The 16,693-nt window shown below is 74.5% G+C and carries 15 protein-coding genes; 4 read left to right on the top strand and 11 right to left on the bottom strand.

The annotated features are described in order from the left end of the window. Positions 1–128: 128 nt before the first annotated feature. Positions 129–791: a response regulator transcription factor gene (locus ABZY44_RS02455; protein WP_214956508.1), complete on the bottom strand. Its 663-nt coding sequence runs from the start codon at positions 789–791 to the stop codon at positions 129–131. A 350-nt stretch (positions 792–1,141) separates the two neighbouring features. Next, positions 1,142–1,804, bottom strand: coding sequence for a DUF3000 domain-containing protein (locus ABZY44_RS02460; RefSeq protein ID WP_356649685.1), 663 nt, complete (start codon positions 1,802–1,804; stop codon positions 1,142–1,144). A gap of 91 nt (positions 1,805–1,895) precedes the next feature. On the opposite strand from ABZY44_RS02460, the gene hemE reads away from it, so the two are divergent. After that, a complete protein-coding gene (gene hemE / locus ABZY44_RS02465; RefSeq protein WP_356649686.1) occupies positions 1,896–2,960 on the top strand; it encodes a uroporphyrinogen decarboxylase in 1,065 nt (354 codons plus the stop codon). Between the two features lie 82 nt (positions 2,961–3,042). On the opposite strand, the gene ABZY44_RS02470 is transcribed toward hemE, so the two are convergent. Together ABZY44_RS02470 and ABZY44_RS02475 are read right to left on the bottom strand one after the other, a co-directional pair. Beyond that, a complete protein-coding gene (locus ABZY44_RS02470; RefSeq protein ID WP_356649687.1) occupies positions 3,043–4,431 on the bottom strand; it encodes an FAD-dependent oxidoreductase in 1,389 nt (462 codons plus the stop codon). 63 nt (positions 4,432–4,494) lie between these two features. Then, positions 4,495–5,646 (bottom strand): DUF4349 domain-containing protein, encoded by a 1,152-nt coding sequence (locus ABZY44_RS02475; protein ID WP_356649688.1) that lies wholly within the window; start codon positions 5,644–5,646, stop codon positions 4,495–4,497. A 158-nt stretch (positions 5,647–5,804) separates the two neighbouring features. Between ABZY44_RS02475 and hemG the strand changes: the two genes are divergently transcribed. Together hemG and hemQ are read left to right on the top strand one after the other, a co-directional pair. Continuing rightward, positions 5,805–7,307 (top strand): protoporphyrinogen oxidase, encoded by a 1,503-nt coding sequence (hemG, locus tag ABZY44_RS02480; RefSeq protein ID WP_356649689.1) that lies wholly within the window; start codon positions 5,805–5,807, stop codon positions 7,305–7,307. 4 nt (positions 7,308–7,311) lie between these two features. Further along, the gene (hemQ, locus tag ABZY44_RS02485; RefSeq protein ID WP_356649690.1) at positions 7,312–8,025 is read left to right on the top strand and encodes a hydrogen peroxide-dependent heme synthase; all 714 of its coding nucleotides are present in this window, start codon (positions 7,312–7,314) and stop codon (positions 8,023–8,025) included. A 106-nt stretch (positions 8,026–8,131) separates the two neighbouring features. On the opposite strand, the gene ABZY44_RS02490 is transcribed toward hemQ, so the two are convergent. The 5 genes from ABZY44_RS02490 to ABZY44_RS02510 form a co-directional block, all read right to left on the bottom strand. After that, on the bottom strand, positions 8,132–9,910 hold the full coding sequence (locus ABZY44_RS02490; RefSeq protein ID WP_356649691.1) for an alpha/beta hydrolase: 1,779 nt from the start codon (positions 9,908–9,910) through the stop codon (positions 8,132–8,134). 80 nt (positions 9,911–9,990) lie between these two features. Further along, on the bottom strand, positions 9,991–10,770 hold the full coding sequence (locus tag ABZY44_RS02495; RefSeq protein WP_356649692.1) for a TIGR04222 domain-containing membrane protein: 780 nt from the start codon (positions 10,768–10,770) through the stop codon (positions 9,991–9,993). 85 nt (positions 10,771–10,855) lie between these two features. After that, complete coding sequence (locus ABZY44_RS02500) at positions 10,856–11,932, bottom strand: TIGR04222 domain-containing membrane protein (protein ID WP_356649693.1); 1,077 nt, start codon at positions 11,930–11,932, stop codon at positions 10,856–10,858. Continuing rightward, positions 11,929–13,347 (bottom strand): DUF692 domain-containing protein, encoded by a 1,419-nt coding sequence (locus tag ABZY44_RS02505; protein ID WP_356649694.1) that lies wholly within the window; start codon positions 13,345–13,347, stop codon positions 11,929–11,931. Before ABZY44_RS02505 ends, ABZY44_RS02500 begins: the two co-directional genes overlap by 4 nt. A gap of 210 nt (positions 13,348–13,557) precedes the next feature. Beyond that, the gene (locus ABZY44_RS02510; RefSeq protein WP_356649695.1) at positions 13,558–14,355 is read right to left on the bottom strand and encodes an aminoacyl-tRNA hydrolase; all 798 of its coding nucleotides are present in this window, start codon (positions 14,353–14,355) and stop codon (positions 13,558–13,560) included. Between the two features lie 129 nt (positions 14,356–14,484). On the opposite strand from ABZY44_RS02510, the gene ABZY44_RS02515 reads away from it, so the two are divergent. Next, the gene (locus ABZY44_RS02515) at positions 14,485–14,694 is read left to right on the top strand and encodes a hypothetical protein (RefSeq protein WP_356649696.1); all 210 of its coding nucleotides are present in this window, start codon (positions 14,485–14,487) and stop codon (positions 14,692–14,694) included. A gap of 39 nt (positions 14,695–14,733) precedes the next feature. Here ABZY44_RS02515 and ABZY44_RS02520 read toward each other — a convergent pair whose 3' ends face one another. Beyond that, positions 14,734–15,672, bottom strand: coding sequence for a polysaccharide deacetylase family protein (locus tag ABZY44_RS02520; RefSeq protein ID WP_356649697.1), 939 nt, complete (start codon positions 15,670–15,672; stop codon positions 14,734–14,736). Between the two features lie 17 nt (positions 15,673–15,689). Beyond that, positions 15,690–16,574 carry a PPK2 family polyphosphate kinase gene (locus ABZY44_RS02525; protein WP_356649698.1) on the bottom strand — a complete coding sequence of 295 codons (885 nt, stop codon included), beginning with the start codon at positions 16,572–16,574 and terminating at the stop codon, positions 15,690–15,692. Positions 16,575–16,693: the final 119 nt, after the last annotated feature.

Below are 16,693 nucleotides of genomic sequence, written 5' to 3' on the forward strand. Positions count from 1 at the left end.
AAGGGTATCCATGGATGCAACGCGCCCGTCGCCGGAACGTTCCGGCGACGGGCGCGAGGGGGAAGTGCGGACGTTCCCCCGGGTTTTCCGGGTGTTGGCCCGGGGTCCCCCGGGTGCTATCGGCCGGTTCAGTGGATGATCCCGGTGCGCAGGGCGACGGCGACCATCCCGGCCCGGTCGCCGGTGCCCAGCTTGCGGGCGATCCGGGCGAGGTGGGACTTGACGGTCAGGGCGGACAGGCCCATCGAGACGCCGATGGCCTTGTTGGACTGGCCCTCCGCGACGAGGCGCAGGACCTCGACCTCGCGGCCGGAGAGCTCTCGGTAGCCGCCCGGGTGGCTCGGGGCACCCGGGGGGCGGCGGTGCATGCGGGCGGCGGCGGCACCGATGGGGGCGGCGCCGGGCCGGGAAGGGAGCCCGATGTTGGTCCGGGTGCCGGTGACGACGTAGCCCTTCACTCCGCCCGCGAGGGCGTTGCGTACGGCGCCGATGTCGTCGGCGGCGGACAGGGCCAGGCCGTTCGGCCACCCGGCGGCGCGGGTCTCGGAGAGCAGGGTGAGACCGGAACCGTCGGGCAGGTGTACGTCGGCCACGCAGATGTCGCGCGGGCTGCCGATGCGTGGACGGGCCTCCGCGATGGACGACGCCTCGATCACGTCACGTACTCCGAGGGCCCACAAATGGCGGGTCACGGTGGAACGCACGCGCGGGTCGGCCACGACGACCATGGCCGTCGGCTTGTTCGGGCGGTAGGCGACCAGGCTTGCGGGCTGCTCGAGAAGAACGGACACCTAGGCCTCCTGGGGGGGAGTGGCGGGACGGGCCGGCTCGGGGAAGTGAACCGGTGCGAACCGTGCGGATGGTCACTGACTCCTTCGGCACGTCACCCGCCCGGCTTTAGGGAATGATCACGATTTGGTGAGTAACAATTCGGGCAATTCGGACGCATGATCGATCATAGGGTGATCAGAAGCCCGCAACGGACGCCCCGTTCTGACACCCCGTTACGGGTTTGGCCGCGCCTGTCGCGGTTTCCGGATGCCCGAGGAGGCCCGGCGCCGCCCGCGGGGCCCGGGTGGGGCTCGTAAGGGCTCGTGGGGGCTCGCCAGGGCTCGCGGGGGGCTCGCGGAGCCCCGCGGCACTACCCCTGCGGGTGGTGCGGGCCGCGCCGCTGCGGCAGCGAGACCACGCCGGTCACCGCCTCCGTCGGCCCGACCGGCGGCAGGCCCGCGATCTGGCACAGCAGTTCGCACCAGGCCGCCAGGTGCGCCGAGGTGTCGGGCACCCCGCCCCCTCCCTCGCGCGGCGTCCACGAGGCCCTGATCTCGATCTGTGTCGCCGGCCGCCGCTCGCCGAGCCCGCCGAAGTAGTGCGACGCGGCCATGGTCACGGTCCCGCTCGCCTCGCCGTACGTCAGCCCGCGCGCGTCCAGCGCCCCCTTGAGCCAGGACCAGCACACCTCGGGGAGGAGCGGGTCCACGGCCATCTCCGGCTCCAGCTCCGCCCGTACGAGCGTCACCAGCCGGAAGGTGCCCTGCCAGGCGTCGTGTCCCGCCGGGTCGTGCAGCAGGATGAGCCGGCCGTCGGCCAGGTCCTCCTCGCCGTCCACCACCGCCGCCTCCAGCGCGTAGGCGTGGGGTGCCAGTCTCTGCGGCGGCTTGACGGGGTCGATCTCGATCCCGGGCCGCAGCCTCGCCTTCTTCAAGCCGTCGACCGCCCGCCGGAACGGGAGCGGGACCGAGCTCTCCTTCGCGCTGTCCGTACCGTCAGCGCCATCTGAAAATCGTCCCTGAGCCGCAGCCATGCGGGGAAGACTAGGCGGAACGAGCGCCCCCGCGGCGCAGGGACACCCGCGCCGGGCCGGGCACTTCTTCATACGTGCGAAGATTTGAGTCGTGAGCGCCAACACCCGCCCCACGGGCACGCCGAGCCAGACGTACGATTCCGCCTTCCTCAAGGCGTGCCGGCGCGAGCCGGTGCCGCACACTCCCGTGTGGTTCATGCGCCAGGCGGGCCGCTCGCTTCCCGAGTACCGCAAGGTGCGCGAGGGCACGCAGATGCTGGAATCCTGCATGCGGCCCGACCTGGTCACCGAGATCACCCTGCAGCCGGTCCGGCGCCACGGCGTGGACGCGGCGATCTTCTTCTCCGACATCGTGGTCCCGCTGAAGGCCATCGGCGTCGACCTGGACATCAAGCCGGGCATCGGCCCGGTCGTGGCCCAGCCGATCCGCCGCCGCGAAGACCTCGCACAGCTGCGCGACCTCACCCCTGAGGACGTCTCGTACGTCACCGAGGCGATCGGCATGCTCACGGGTGAACTGGGCTCCACGCCGTTGATCGGCTTCGCCGGTGCGCCGTTCACCCTCGCGAGCTACCTGGTCGAGGGCGGACCGTCCAAGAACCACGAGCACACCAAGGCCCTCATGTACGGGGACCCGCAGCTGTGGGCCGACCTGCTGGACCGCCTCGCGGACATCACCTCGGCCTTCCTGAAGGTCCAGATCGAGGCCGGCGCCTCGGCCGTCCAGCTCTTCGACTCCTGGGTCGGCGCGCTGCCCCCGGCGGACTACCGCCGCTCCGTGATGCCGGCGTCGGCGAAGGTCCTGGAGTCCGTCGCCTCGTACGGGGTCCCGCGCATCCACTTCGGCGTGGGCACGGGCGAGCTCCTCGGCCTCATGGGCGAGGCCGGCGCGGACGTCATGGGCGTCGACTACCGGGTCTCGCTGGCCGAGGCCGTGCACCGCGTCGGCCCCGGCAAGGCGCTCCAGGGCAACCTGGACCCGGCCGTCCTCTTCTCCACCGAAGAGGCGGTCCGCACGAAGACGGACGAGGTCCTCGCCGCGGCGGCCGGCCTCGAGGGCCACATCTTCAACCTGGGCCACGGCGTCCTCCCGACGACCGACCCGGACGCCCTGACCCGCCTGGTGGACTACGTCCACACCCGCACGGCCCGCTGACCCGAGGCTCCGGCGACGCCGGTCCGTGCCGTGCATCGCACGCCACGGACCGGCGTTTCGCGTGTCCGGCGGGCGACAGCCCTCAGACCCCCGCCGAGCGCACCGCGGCGACCGCCTTGCGGGCCGCCACCAGGACCGGGTCCCAGACCGGGGAGAAGGGCGGGGCGTAGCCCAGGTCCAAGGAGACGAGCTGGTCCACCGTCATGCCGGCCGTCAAGGCGACCGCGGCGACGTCGACCCGCTTCGCGGAGCCCTCACCGCCGACGATCTGGACGCCCAGCAGACGGCCCGTGCGCCGCTCCGCCAGCATCTTGACCGTCATCTCCCGCGCCCCCGGGTAGTACCCCGCCGTGTTCGTCGAGCGGATGGTGGCGGTGACGAAGCGCAGACCGATCGCCAGCGCGTCGCGCTCGCGCAGCCCCGTACGGGCGATCTCCAGCTCGCAGACCTTGCTCACGGCCGTGCCGACCACGCCGGGGAAGGTCGCGTAGCCGCCGCCCACGCCCGAGCCGATGACCTGGCCGTGCTTGTTCGCGTGCGTGCCCAGCGCGATGTGCCGCATGCGGCCCGACACCAGGTCGAGGACCTCCACGCAGTCGCCGCCCGACCAGATGTTCTCGTGCCCCCGCACCCGCATCGACAGGTCCGTCAGCAGACCGCCCGACTCGCCCAGCGGCAGGCCCGCCGCGCGGGCCAGCGCCGTGCGCGGCTCCACGCCGATACCGAGGACGACGACGTCCGCCGGGTACTCCGCGCCCGAGGCCGTGGCCACCGCGCGCGCCCGGCCCTCCCCGTCGGTGAGGATCCCGGTCACCTCGGCGCGCGCGACCGTACGGATCCCCATGGCGTTCATCGCGCCGTGCACCAGGCCGCCCATGTCCGGGTCCAGCGTGGACATCGGCTGCTCGCCCCGGTGCAGCACGGTGACCTCGAAGCCCCGCCCGACCAGCGCCTCCGCCATCTCCACCCCGATGTACCCGGCGCCCACGACGACGGCCCGCCGGCCGGCCGTCCGCTCCAGATCCGCCATCAGGCGCTGCCCGTCGTCGAGCGTCTGCACGCCGTGCACCCCGTGCGCCCCGATGCCGGGCAGCCGGGGACGGACCGGGCGGGCGCCGGTCGCCAGGACGAGCTTGTCGTACTCCGTCCAGTACTCGGCGCCCGAGTCCAGATCCCGGGCCCGCACCCGCTGCCCCGCGAGGTCGAGCTCCACGACCTCCGTCCGCGTCCGCAGGTCGATGTCCCGCGCGCGGTGCTCTTCGGGCGTACGGGCGATCAGGTCGTCGGGCCCGGAGACCAGCCCGCCGATCCAGTACGGGATCCCGCACGCGGAGTAGGAGGTGAAGTGCCCGCGCTCGAAGGCGGTGATCTCCAGCTCCGCCGGGCCCTTGAGCCGGCGTGCCTGTGACGCGGCGGACATGCCCGCCGCGTCACCGCCGACCACCACCAGCCGCTGCGTGCCGTTCGCCATCGCCCGTACCGTCCTTCCCCGCCGCCATCGTCTGCGGGGCTCACGCTACGGGCGAATGGGTGTTCAGTCCCGGACATCACCCGGAGGGCTGTGCGGGGGCGAGGCGGACGAGGGCGACGCAGACGCAGACGCAGACGCAGACGCAGACTGCGACGGCGTCGGCGACTCGGAGCCGGCCGACGACGGGCCCGCCGGCCGCGGCGCCCCGGTCTGCGCCGGGACCCGGCGCCCGGCGGCCGTGCCGGGCCTCTCCCTGGCCGGCCGCCACCTGCGGACCTGCCGGAAGACGACCAGCAGCACGGCGCCGGCCAGCAGGAAGGGAGAGGACGCGGCGAGCGCCATCAGCAGGAACCCGATCAGCGTCCCGAAGACGTTCCAGCCGCCGGACAGGGCGTCCAGGAAGCCGGGCTCCGCCTTCTCGGGCGCCGCCTCCCGCGCCTTCGCCGGCTCCGAGAAGGTCAGCGTGATCGTGCCGAGCGAGGTCTGGTCCTTCAGCGCCGTCTGCTGCGCGAGCAGCGACTCCAGATCGGACTGGCGCTTGCTGAGTTCGGCCTCCAGCGTGACGACGTCCGCGAGGCCCGAGGCCTTCTCCATCATCTCCCGCACCCGGGCCACGCTCGCCTGCTGCGTCCTGACCCGGCTGTCGACGTCCGTGACCTTCTGCGTCACGTCCTGCGCCTCGACCTTGCGGCCGAGCAGCTTCCCGCTGCCCTCCATCGCGCCGAGCACCGCGTCGAAGCGGTCACCGGGCACCCGCAGGGTCACCGTCGAGGTCATCGTCCCGCCGCCGTCGCGCCGGGTGGTCTCGTTGCCCACGTACCCGCCGGCGTTCTCCGCCGCCGTCCGGGCCCCGGCCGTCGCCTTCTGCGCGTCCGCCGTCTCGACGTCCAGCGTCGCCGTGCGGATGACCTGCACGCGTACGGGGGCCGCCGGGGCCGCCGGCTGGTTCTTGTCCGAGGACGGCGCCGGTGCGCCCGACGCGGCCGGGGCCGCCGCGGGCCCCTGCCCGACGGCCTCCTGCTTCCGGGGGGCCGCCGCGTCCGCCGCCCCCTCCTTCGACGTGCCCTCGCTCGCGGCGGAGCAGCCGGCGAGGGCGAGCGCCCCCGCCAGCGAGAGCGCGGCCAGGACGGTCGCGGGCCGCCGCCCGTACCGTCCCGCCCCGCGCCGTCTGCCGAAGTGCCGCTGCGCGTGCTGTTCTTCGCGCCGGATGTGCATCGCTGGGTACCCCCGAGGTATGGACTGCCGCGCTCCTGTCGCCGTTGGGACGCGCGGGTCCGCCCCCGGGTTTCGCACGCCCCGTTGCGAGGCGGTCCCGAAGCGGTCACGGCCGGGCCTCGGTGACCGTCCGATGTGCGGTCTGAGACGATGTGTCCATGCACGGAGCGGACACGCGTACGGACGGACCGGCCCCGGCCGGGCACATCCTCGTCATCGGCGGCGGGATCGCCGGCCTCGCGGCCGCCCACCGGCTGCTCGCCGAGGGCGTCCGCGTCACCCTCCTGGAAGCAGGCCCGCGCCTCGGCGGCAAGCTGCGCGCGGGCGAACTGGCCGGCCTGCCCGTCGACCTCGGCGCGGAGTCCGTGCTCGCCCGACGCCCCGAAGCCCTCGAACTGGCCCGCGCCGTGGGTCTCGGCGAAGACCTGCAGCCACCCGCCACCGCCACCGCCCACCTGTGGACCCGGGGTGCGCTGCGGCCCATGCCGCGCGGCCACGTGATGGGCGTCCCCGGCGACCTGGGTCCGCTCGCCGCCTCCGGGGTGCTCTCCGCCGAAGGACTGGCCCGGATCGGGGCCGAGGCCGCACTGCCGCCCGCGGAGCTCGGCGAGGACGTGGCCGTCGGCGCGTACGTCGCCGCCCGGCTCGGCCACGAGGTCGTCGACCGGCTCGTGGAACCGCTCCTCGGCGGGGTCTACGCCGGCAACGCCTACCGGATCTCGATGCGGGCCGCCGTGCCCCAGCTCTTCGAGGCCGCCCGCACCCACGCCTCCCTGGGCGAGGGCGTACGGGAACTGCAGCGCAGGGCCGCCGAGGCGGAGCCCGCCCGGGCGGGCCGTCCCGTCTTCTCCGGCATCGACGGCGGCATCGGCCGGCTCCCGGTCGCCGTCGCCGAGGCCTGCCGCGCGGCCGGGGCCCGGATCCTCACCGACACCCCCGCGCGCGAGCTGACCCGTACCGCCACCGGCTGGCGCGTGGTCGCCGGCACCCGGGACGGCACCGAGGTCTTCGAGGCCGACGGGGTGGTCCTGGCCACCCAGGCCGGGCCCGCCGCCCGGCTGCTGGACGGGATCGCGCCCGCGGCGGCCGCCGAGCTGCGCAAGGTCGAGTACGCCTCGATGGCCCTGGTCACCATGGCGTGGCGGCGCTCCGACCTGCCCGCCGCGGTCACCGAGGGCGGCGCGAGCGGTTTCCTCGTACCCCCCGTGGACGGCCGGACCATCAAGGCGTCGACCTTCTCCAGCAACAAGTGGGCCTGGGCCGGGGCCGATCCCGAGCTCTTCCTGCTGCGCACCTCCGTCGGCCGCCACGGCGACGACGCCGATCTCGAACGCTCCGACGAGGACCTGGTCGGCGTCTCGCTCCGTGATCTCGGCGAGGCCGTGGGACTCGCGTCCGCCGCCCGCCCCGTCGCCTCCACCGTCACCCGCTGGGACGGCGGCCTGCCGCAGTACCCCGTGGGCCACCTCGACCGGGTGGCCCGGATCCGCACCGCCGTGGCGGCCCTGCCGGGGCTCGCGGTGTGCGGAGCGCTGTACGACGGCGTCGGCATCCCGGCGTGCGTCGCCAGTGCCGGCAAGGCCGCCGACGTGGTGATCGCCACGTCGGGGACCCGTGGGGCACCCCTGGCACCGACCACTGATCAGCGCACGGGACAATAGACGCATGACTGCACCAGAGAAGATTCCCAACGCGGGGAAGAAGGCGAAGGACCTCAACGAGGTCATCCGCTACACCCTGTGGTCCGTCTTCAAGCTGAAGGACGTCCTGCCGGAAGACCGCGCCGGCTTCGCCGACGAGGTCCAGGAACTGTTCGACCAGCTGGGCGCCAAGGACATCACCGTCCGCGGCACCTACGACGTCTCCGGCCTGCGCGCCGACGCCGACGTCATGATCTGGTGGCACGCGGAAACGGCGGACGAGCTGCAGGGCGCGTACAACCTGTTCCGCCGCACCAAGCTGGGCCGCGCGCTGGAGCCGGTGTGGTCGAACATGGCCCTGCACCGCCCGGCCGAGTTCAACAAGTCGCACATCCCGGCCTTCCTGGCCGACGAGACGCCGCGCGACTACGTCAGCGTCTACCCCTTCGTGCGCAGCTACGACTGGTACCTGCTGCCCGACGAGGACCGTCGCCGCATGCTCAAGGACCACGGCATGATGGCCCGCGGCTACCCCGACGTGCGCGCCAACACCGTCGCCTCCTTCTCGCTCGGCGACTACGAGTGGATGCTGGCCTTCGAGGCCGACGAGCTGTACCGCATCGTCGACCTCATGCGTCACCTGCGCGCCTCCGAGGCCCGGATGCACGTCCGCGAAGAGGTGCCCTTCTACACCGGGCGCCGCAAGTCCGTCGCCGATCTGGTGGCCGGACTCGCCTGAGACCTCCCCCGGGGGGAAGAGCCGGAGGACCGCTGACCGCGGTTCTGCCGGTGGATCGGGAGGCCCTGCCCCCGAATCGACGCAGCCGGAGATCCCGCCCGGAAGTTCAGACGACAGGCGGCAGCAAGGCCCTGGGGTGCCCCTCGGCGTTGGCTGCCCGGTCGTCCAGCGACACCGGTGCGGGCTCCGGATGCGGCGCACACGTGACACGCCGTCCCGGGGTGTCACCCGTCAGCAAGTACCGCTCCACGTGCCGGTCCACGCAGTCGTTGCGTCCGCCGACGACACCGTGGGCGCCGGCCCCCTCCTCCGTCACCAGCGCCGCCCCGGATCCGAGCCGCCGCCGGAGCTCCAGCGCGCCCGGGTACGGGGTCGCGCCGTCCCGCTCGGCCGCGACGACGAGCGTACGGGGGAGCAGCGCGGCCGCCGGGCCGCCCACGTCCACCGGCCGCTGCCGCTCGCGCACCGGCCAGTGGGCGCACGGCAGGTTGAGGAAGGCGTTGGCCCAGGTCTCGAAGGGGGCCGTGCGCGCCAGTTCGGTGTTGTCGCGGTCCCAGGTCTCCCAGTCGGCGGGCCACGGGGCGTCGTTGCACAGGATTGCCGTGTACGCGGCCTTCGCGTTCTCGCCCTCGGCGGCCGCCGCCGGGTCCGGGGCGGCGAGCGCGATCAGCGGACCCGGATCGCCGCGCAGGTACGCCGCCAGCGCCGCCGCGCGGTCCGGCCAGACCTCGTCGTCGTACGCGGCCCGCAGGTACGCCGCGTGCAGCTGCCCGCTGCCGACGACCCCGCCCGCCGGTTCGCGGTCCAGTGCCGCGCGGACGCGCTCGTAGCTCGACAGCACGGCCTCGGGGGTCCTCCCCAGTCCGTACACGGCGTGGTGGCGGGCCGCCCAGGCGCGGAAGTCGCCCCACCGCCGCTCGAATCCGGCCGCCTGGGCCAGATTGTTCCGGTACCAGATGCGGTCCGGGTCCGGGTCGACGGCCGAGTCGAAGACCATCCGGCGGACGTGCGCGGGGTGGAGCGTGGCGTAGACGGCGCCCAGGTAGGTGCCGTACGAGGCCCCCATGAAGTTCAGCTTCGGCTCGCCGAGCGCGGCGCGCAGCACGTGCAGGTCACGGACGTTGTCCAGGGTGGTGTAGTGCGCGAGGCGGTCCGCGCCGGTCCGCCCGGCGCAGCCGAGGGCGTAGGCCCCGGCGGCGGCGGCGCGCTCCGCCTTGTCCGCGGCGTCCGGGGCCGCGGAGGGGGCCTTCGTCGGCGCGGCCGCGTACCGCGCCGGGTCCTGGCAGGACAGCGGGGGACCGGAGCGGCCGACCCCGCGCGGGGCGTAGCCGACGAGGTCGTAGGCGGCGTGGACGCGCCGCCACTCGGGCAGGCCGGCGACGAGCGGGAAGAACATCCCGTTCCCGCCGGGCCCCCCGGGGTTGTACACGAGCGCCCCCTGCCGCGCGGCTCCGCCGGCTCCGGTCGCGCGGACCCGGCTGACGGTGATGCCGATCTGGGTTCCGTCGGGCCGCGCGTAGTCGAGGGGCACCCGCAGCGTGGCGCACCACGCGTCCGGGCCGAGCCCCTCGGCGACCGGGCAGGGGGCGAACCGCAGTCCTCGCGGAGTGATCCCGCCGTGGGGGCGGCCCGCCGTCCCGGCGGGGGAAGCGGAGCCGGCGGCGCCGGACGCGGCGTGGGCGGCGGCCGCGCGCCGGGCGACGAGCTCGGCTCCGGCGTCCTCGGCGGCGGTTTCGGCCGGGGGCCGGGGTGCGGCCGCGGCGGCGGCCCGCGGGGCGGGGGCCGGGCTGCCCGGCAGGGCTCGTGCGGTGGGCAGCGCCGGCAGCGACACGGCCAGCCCGAGGACCAGTGCGGTCCGGAGCGCGCGGGGGCTCGATCGGCGCATGACGGACCCTCATCTCATCGGATGCTCCGATGAGATCCGGCCGACAGCCCCCTGTACAGGATCACCGGCCGGTGTCGCGCTCAATAGCCCCGATGCCGAGCCGCGCGCCCCCGCCTGCCGTAGGCGAGCGCCGCCCGGAGCTCCGGGTCGGTGACGGCGCGCAGCCCGCGGAGCGCCACCGCGGTGAGCGAGCCCCGCACGCCCCGCTCCCGCGCCAGGTCCACGAGCAGACGCTGCCCGGCGGGGGAGGCCCACGGGGAGTGCGCGGTGCCCTCGAAGCGGGCTATGGCCAGGCATCCGAGCGTCAGGATCAGCGGCAGCGCGAACCAGCACAGGATCATGCCCGTCGTGGCCGCGGGCGCCGGCACGCAGAGCGCCGCCCCCGCCATGGCCACGACCAGCCAGCAGGCCTGCCGGACCGACCGGATCCCCTCGCCCATCCCCTGCGCGGTCCCGGCGCGCGGCGCCAGGCCGGCTTCGCCCAGCCGGTCCGCGAGGGCCCGTACCGCCGGGTCCCGCTCCGCGGCCGTCCGTACGCACACCACCTGCTCCTGCCCGTCCGGCCCGAACGCGCCGAGCACGGACCGCTCGTGCGGATCGCGCCCGACCGGGTCGACCACGGTGACCCAGCCGGTGTGCGCGAGCAGCAGCCGCCGCTGACGCTGCATCGACAGCAGTGTCAGGTCGGCCACCCGCTCCGGGCCGCCGGCGAGGTACGCGGCCTCGTACAGGCTCAGCTCGTCGTGGTGGTGGCGGTGCGAGGCGGCGGCCTCAGCGGCCTCGCCGGCGGCCCTCAGGAGGCGGGCGCACGCGAGCAACGCCCCCGACCAGGCCAAGAGGAGGAACACGACCCAGAACATGCCCGCTTTCTACAAGGTGTGGAAGCGCCGGGCATAGGGGTCTGCCACAGGTGTGAGCTACTCGTGACGGACCCGTGACGGCGGGTCAGGAACTGCTGGAGCAGCTGGAACCGGACGAACTGCTACAACTCGATCCACTGGAACAGCTCGAAGAGCTGCTTCCGCAGCTGCTCCCGGAGGACCCGCAGCTCGATCCCGAGGAGCAGCCGGAGCCCGAGGAACCGCAGCTCGCACCGGATCCGCAGCTCGACCCTCCTGAGCCGCCCGACCCGCCGTCGCCGCCCGCGCACCAGACGACCGGGATCGCGTCGGCGCCCGTCGCCCAGACGGTCTCCGTGCCGACCTGGCCGGAACCCCTCGTACGCGCGCCGGCCTGGGCCGCCGCCAGCCGCGTCCCGCGGGCCGCCGGCACCAGTTGCTCGCGCAGATACGGATCGCGCAGGCCGCGCAGCCCGAACAACGAGACCTGGACGTAGGGGCTCCGGTCGGTCCGGTAGTGGGCGCGGATGTCGCGCAGCGCGGCGGCCCCCGCCCGGGTGACGCGCTGCCGGGTGCGGGAGGTGCCGGCGATGCCCATGACGATCCCGGCCAGCAGGACGGGGAACACCTCGACGATGAACGGCAGGTGGAAGGAGCCGTCCTCGTCCCGCAGGGCGAGGGTGAGGGCGATGAAGGTGAGCGGCAGGGACAGCATCAGCAGGACACCGCACGCCACCGCCTGGATCACCCCGTGGCGGTGCCCCGCGCGCCGGCCGCGCGGCGGAGCGATCAGCCCGCGGGCGGCCAGCGCGTCGCCGATCTCCTGGACGGCCGGGTCGCGCATGGCGGCGTAGCGGATCTGGTAGAGCCACCCGGACGGAGCGCCCCGCTGGGCCTGGAGCACGGCCCGCTCGGCGGGATCGGCGGCCCGCACCCCCGGTCGTACCTGGACGATCCCCGGTCCACCGACCACCATCCGGCCGTCGCAGAGCAGGGAGACGAGCGCCGCGTCGACCACGGAGCCGGGCCCGCCCGCCATGAACGCGGCCTCCGACAGGTCGTGCAGGCGGGGGGCCGGGCCGAGGGTGGACGGCTGCGACCGCCGCAGGCCGCGCAGGAGCCGCACGGTGGAGAGGATGACGCCGGCCCAGATGGCGACGGCGAACCAGTCGAAGAAGTTCATGCGGCTCTCCCCGTCAGCGCGCGGGCCCAGCGCACCACGCGGCGCGGCGGGCGCGGCCCGGCCCGGTCCTGCCACCAGCGCGTGAGCCGGCGCCGGGCGGCGGGATCGGCGGGAAGGTCCCGGATCAGCAGGTGCTCGGCGAAGTCGAGGGCGTCGCGCCGGTATCCGGCGGTCAGGGGCCGGTTGCGGGCGTAGCCGAGGAAGGCCTCCCGGTACGGTGCCTCGCCGCCCAGGATCTCGTGGAGCTCCGGGGCCAGCCGGGCCACGACCCCGGCCCGCTTGGCCGCGAGCGCCCGCGCCTGCACGCGCACGCGCTGGCGGTCGAACCCCTCGGGCACGGGGGTGCCGGCGACGAGCGCCGACAGCAGCGCCGCCTGTCCGATCGCGACCCGCGTCCGGGCCTTCCCGAGGCCCGGCTCGGGCCCGGCGGGCGCGTCCGAGGATGCGTCCGGGGGTGTGGGATCCGCCGTAGCCGTAGCCGTAGCCGTAGCCGTAGCCGTAGCCGTAGCCGTAGCCGTCGCGCGTCGTGCCGCGGACGTGGACGCGGACGCGACGGCCGTACGGGCGGGGGAGGGGCGGGCGGGCTCCGCGGAGTCCAGGACCCGGCGGATCGCCGCGAGTTCAGCCTCCAGCTCCCCGTCCGGCGGGAAGTTGTCGTCCCGCTCCAGCAGCGCCCCCGGCGGCGCCACCCGGGAGCGGAGCTCCGCCAGCACGTCGAGCACGACGTCCGGCACGGGGTGCGCGTGCGTGTCGTGCCAGACCCCGTCCCGCTCCACGCCCCCGGCGACGTGGACGTACGCCAGCGCCTCCAGCGGAATGCCGGCCAGGACGGCCGCCGGGTCCTCGCCCCGGTTCACCCGGTTCGTGTGCAGGTTGGCCACGTCGATCAGCAGCCGCACACCCGTACGCTCCACCAGCTCCGTCAGGAACTGCCCCTCCGTGAGCTCCTCGCCGGGCCAGGACACCAGCGCGGCGATGTTCTCCAGCGCGAGCGGCACCGGCAGCGCGTCCTGCGCGATCCGCACGTTCTCGCACAGTACGTGCAGCGCGTCCCAGGTCCGTGCCACGGGCAGCAGGTGTCCGGCCTCGAGCGCCGGCCCCGGCACGGCCGAGGACGTCCGTACGAAGGCGATGTGCTCGGTGACGACCGGCGCCCCCAGCACCACCGCCCGCTCGGCGAGCGCGGCCAGCTTCCCCGCGTCCGGGCGGTCGGCGCCGCCCAGCCCGAGGGAGACCCCGTGGGGCACCACGCGGACCCCGCGCTCCAGCAGCCGCCGCAGCGGCTGAGGCAGGTGGCCGGGGCAGATGTTCTCGGCCACCACCTCGACCCAGTCCAGGCCGGGCAGGCCTTCCACGGCGTCCGCGATCTCCGGCCGCCAGCCGATGCCCACCCCCAGGTGTGCCATGGGCTTCATGTCCCCTCGCCCCCCTCATCGGTCCGTCTGCCGATGTCATGACCCCGGCGGAGTCGAGCCAACCGCCCAAGGGGACGTTCAGAGCTACATTTGAGGTTCCCTTCCCGGCCCGATCCGAAGGAACGAGACCCGACCGATATCAGGCCGGCGTCCGAGGGGACGGCGCCCGGAAGGGGAAGCCGCAATCCGGGCTCCGCGAGGGGCGTCCGCTCAGAGCCGCGCCCGCAGCGCGGGATGGTCCGCGACCACCGTGCACGAGCCCGGGGCGATCTCCGTGAACCCCGCGTCCCGCACCACCGGGAGCCCGCTCCCCGACAGCTCCGCCCACCGCTCGCGCGCCGCCGTCCTCACGGCCAGCCGGAAGCCGCCGTCCCGCCACGCGGTGCGTTCCGCGCCGGTCAGCTCCCACCAGGCCAGCTGCGCCGCGTGTCCGGCCTGGGCCATGGACTTGCCGGCGGACATGTCCAGGTCCGGGTTGAGCCACAGCACGGGCAGCCCGGGCTCCGGCGGACCGGCCGGCTCCGGGTCGTCGAGGTCGGTGCCCGACACCTGGAGCTTGGCCAGCTCCTTGGGCCAGCCGTCGAGCGGGACCGGCGGGAAGACCCGTACCTCCGACCCGTCACCCAGCACCGTGAGGCCCGGCAGCGTCCCGGCCTTGCGCCACTCCGCACCGCGCGCCCGGCGCACCACCTTGCGGATCCGGGCGTCCTGCCAGTCCCGCACCGCCCCGGCCCACTCGCCCTCGCCGGCCGACCGCTCGTCCGTGAGCAGCACCAGCACCGCGCGCGCCGCCGTCTCCAGCGCGTCGGTCCGGGCCGGCGGCGCGCTCTTCTCGATGCGCACGACCAGGGGCAGAACGAACTGCGGCGCCTCGTCGCGTGCGATCCGCTCCGGCCGGAACGGGCTGTCCGACCCGACCGCGGGCACGGGCACGGGAGAAGGGGCCGGGGCGGGTGACCCGGCCGGTTCGGAGGCGTCCGCGGAGGGGTGCGTGTGCTCGGTGCTCATCCGGCCAAGGATGCCAGCCCACGCCCCCGGGGTGCGGCCGCGGGGGTCCCGGCCGGACGGCGACCGGGCGCGGCGGGCGCGCACCGGCCGGCCTCGGCGCGGAGGGGCCGCCGGAGTAGGCTCGTGGTCATGGAGCGGACGGAGCACGGCGAACAGGACGCGCGGGACACCTCGTACTGCCCCGCCCCCGCGGCCCCCGCCGGGCGGGTGGACGGGCCGCCGTACGCGGACTGCGTGGAGTGCGGCAAGCCCACCGAGTACGGGGTCGCGACACCGGGCGTGGTGCTGTGCCCGGTGTGCGAGTGGCAGGACGCGCAGCGCACGGCCTGCTCCGGCTGAGGACCCGGCCTCCTCGCTTCCCCGCTGTGCGCCGCCGGGCTACTTCCCGACGAGTTCGGACACCTTGACGAAGCGGTAGCCGCGCTTGCGCAGCTCGGGGACGATCGTCCGGACGGCCTCCTCGGTGACGGGCGCCGCGCTGCGCGTGCAGTGCATGACCACGACCGAACCGGGCTTGACCCCGGACAGCACCTCTTGGGCGACCGCGGCGGGATCCTTCGCGAAGGCGTCCCCGCTGACCACGTCCCACTGGACGGCCGTGACCTTGGCGGTGGAGATGGCGCGCAGCGCCTGGTCGTCGTAGCACCCGCCGGGGAAGCGGAAGTACGGGACGGTGTTGACGGCCCCGGCCTTGCGGAACGCGTCGAAGGCCCGGTCCACGTCGGCGCGGGCGGCGGCCTCGTCGAGGGTGGGGAGCCCGTAGCAGGGAGCCTTGAAGGCGTGGTGGCTGTACGAGTGGTTCGCGATCTCGAAGTTCGTATCGGTGCCGATGGACTTCGCCTGCTCCGGGTACTCCTCGGCCCAGCGGCCCGTCATGAAGACCGTCGAGGGCACCTTGAGCGTGCGGAGCGTCGAGATCAGCTGGGGGTTGTCGAAGTGCTCGCCGTTCGCCGCGCGCGGTCCCTGGTCGGAGGTCATGTCGGCGTCGAAGGTCAGCGCCACCGTCTTGTCGGTGTGCTGCTTCGCCCGCTCGAACACGGGGGTCAGCCCGCCCGGACCCGGCGCCATGGTCGGCACCTTGCCGGGAGCTCCGGCCTGCGGCGCCGCCGGCGAGCCGCTCGGGGGGCTCGACCCCGGGGCCGCGGACGCGGAGTCCGAGGCCGGGGCGGAGGCCGCACCGGAGGGCGCCGCGGAGGCTCCCATCCGGGCCCGGCCGCCGGGGTCCGACGTACCGGTGCCGCCCCCGCACGCGGTGAGGGCGGCACTGAGAGCTGCTAGGGCCGCGACGGCAGCCGTCCTGCGCACTGAGATGGTCACATAAGCAAAATATATGACTAAGTGGCGAGCAAGCGTGCGCGGCACTCCTCCACGTCGAAGTCACCCTTCGGGTACTGCGGCGCGATGTCCTCCAGATGCTCCAGCAGCAGTTTGCCGACCGCCCAGTTGCGGTACCACTTGCGGTCCGCGGGGACGACGAACCAGGGCGCGGCGTCCGTGGAGCAGCGCTCCAGGGCCAGCTCGTACGCCTCCTGGTACGCGGGCCACACGGAACGCTCCTCGATGTCGCCCGGGGCGAACTTCCAGTGCTTCTCCGGGTTGTCGAGCCGTTCCAGGAGCCGCTTGCGCTGCTCCTCGTAGCTGATGTGGAGGAAGACCTTCACCAGGGTCACGCCGTCATCGGCGAGGGACCGCTCGAACCGGTTGATCTGCGCGTAGCGGCCGCCCAGCTGACTGCGCGGCACCAGCTCGCGGACGCGGGCGATGAGCACGTCCTCGTAGTGCGAACGGTCGAAGATGCCGATCTCGCCCGGCTGGGGGAGCGCCTTCCTGACGCGCCAGAGGAAGGGGTGGTTCCGCTCCTCCGGCGTGGGGGCCTTGAAGGCCTTGATCCGGCAGCCGGAGGGATTGAGCAGTCCGATCACGTGCTTGACCGTGCCGCCCTTGCCGCTGGTGTCCATCCCCTGGAGGACGAGGAGGACGCGGCGGCGGTCGCCGGCGGTGCTCGCGGCGTAGAGCCGCTCCTGCAAGGAGCCGAGCCGTTCGGCCATCCCGGCGGTGGCCGCCACGCCGGCCGCCTTGCCTGCGGGGCCGGCCGGCGTGGCGTCGGCGCGCACGGCGGCGAGACCGACGCGCCCGCCGGGTGGCACGCGGAGCAGGGGGGACAGGGGCTTCTGCGCCCCCTTCGGTCCGTCCGGCTTTCCGCTGTCCTTCTTGGCCACCGCGCCACCCCGCTCCCGTCGACTCCCTCCGATGTTCCGGCACATCGGGGGCGATCGCGAGAGGGCGAAGGGCCGTTGCGGACGGTTCGTCCGGAAAGGCCGTCCGGACGGGCCGGAAG

The sequence above is a fragment of the Streptomyces sp. NPDC006544 genome (assembly GCF_040611715.1).
GTDB lineage: Bacteria > Actinomycetota > Actinomycetes > Streptomycetales > Streptomycetaceae > Streptomyces.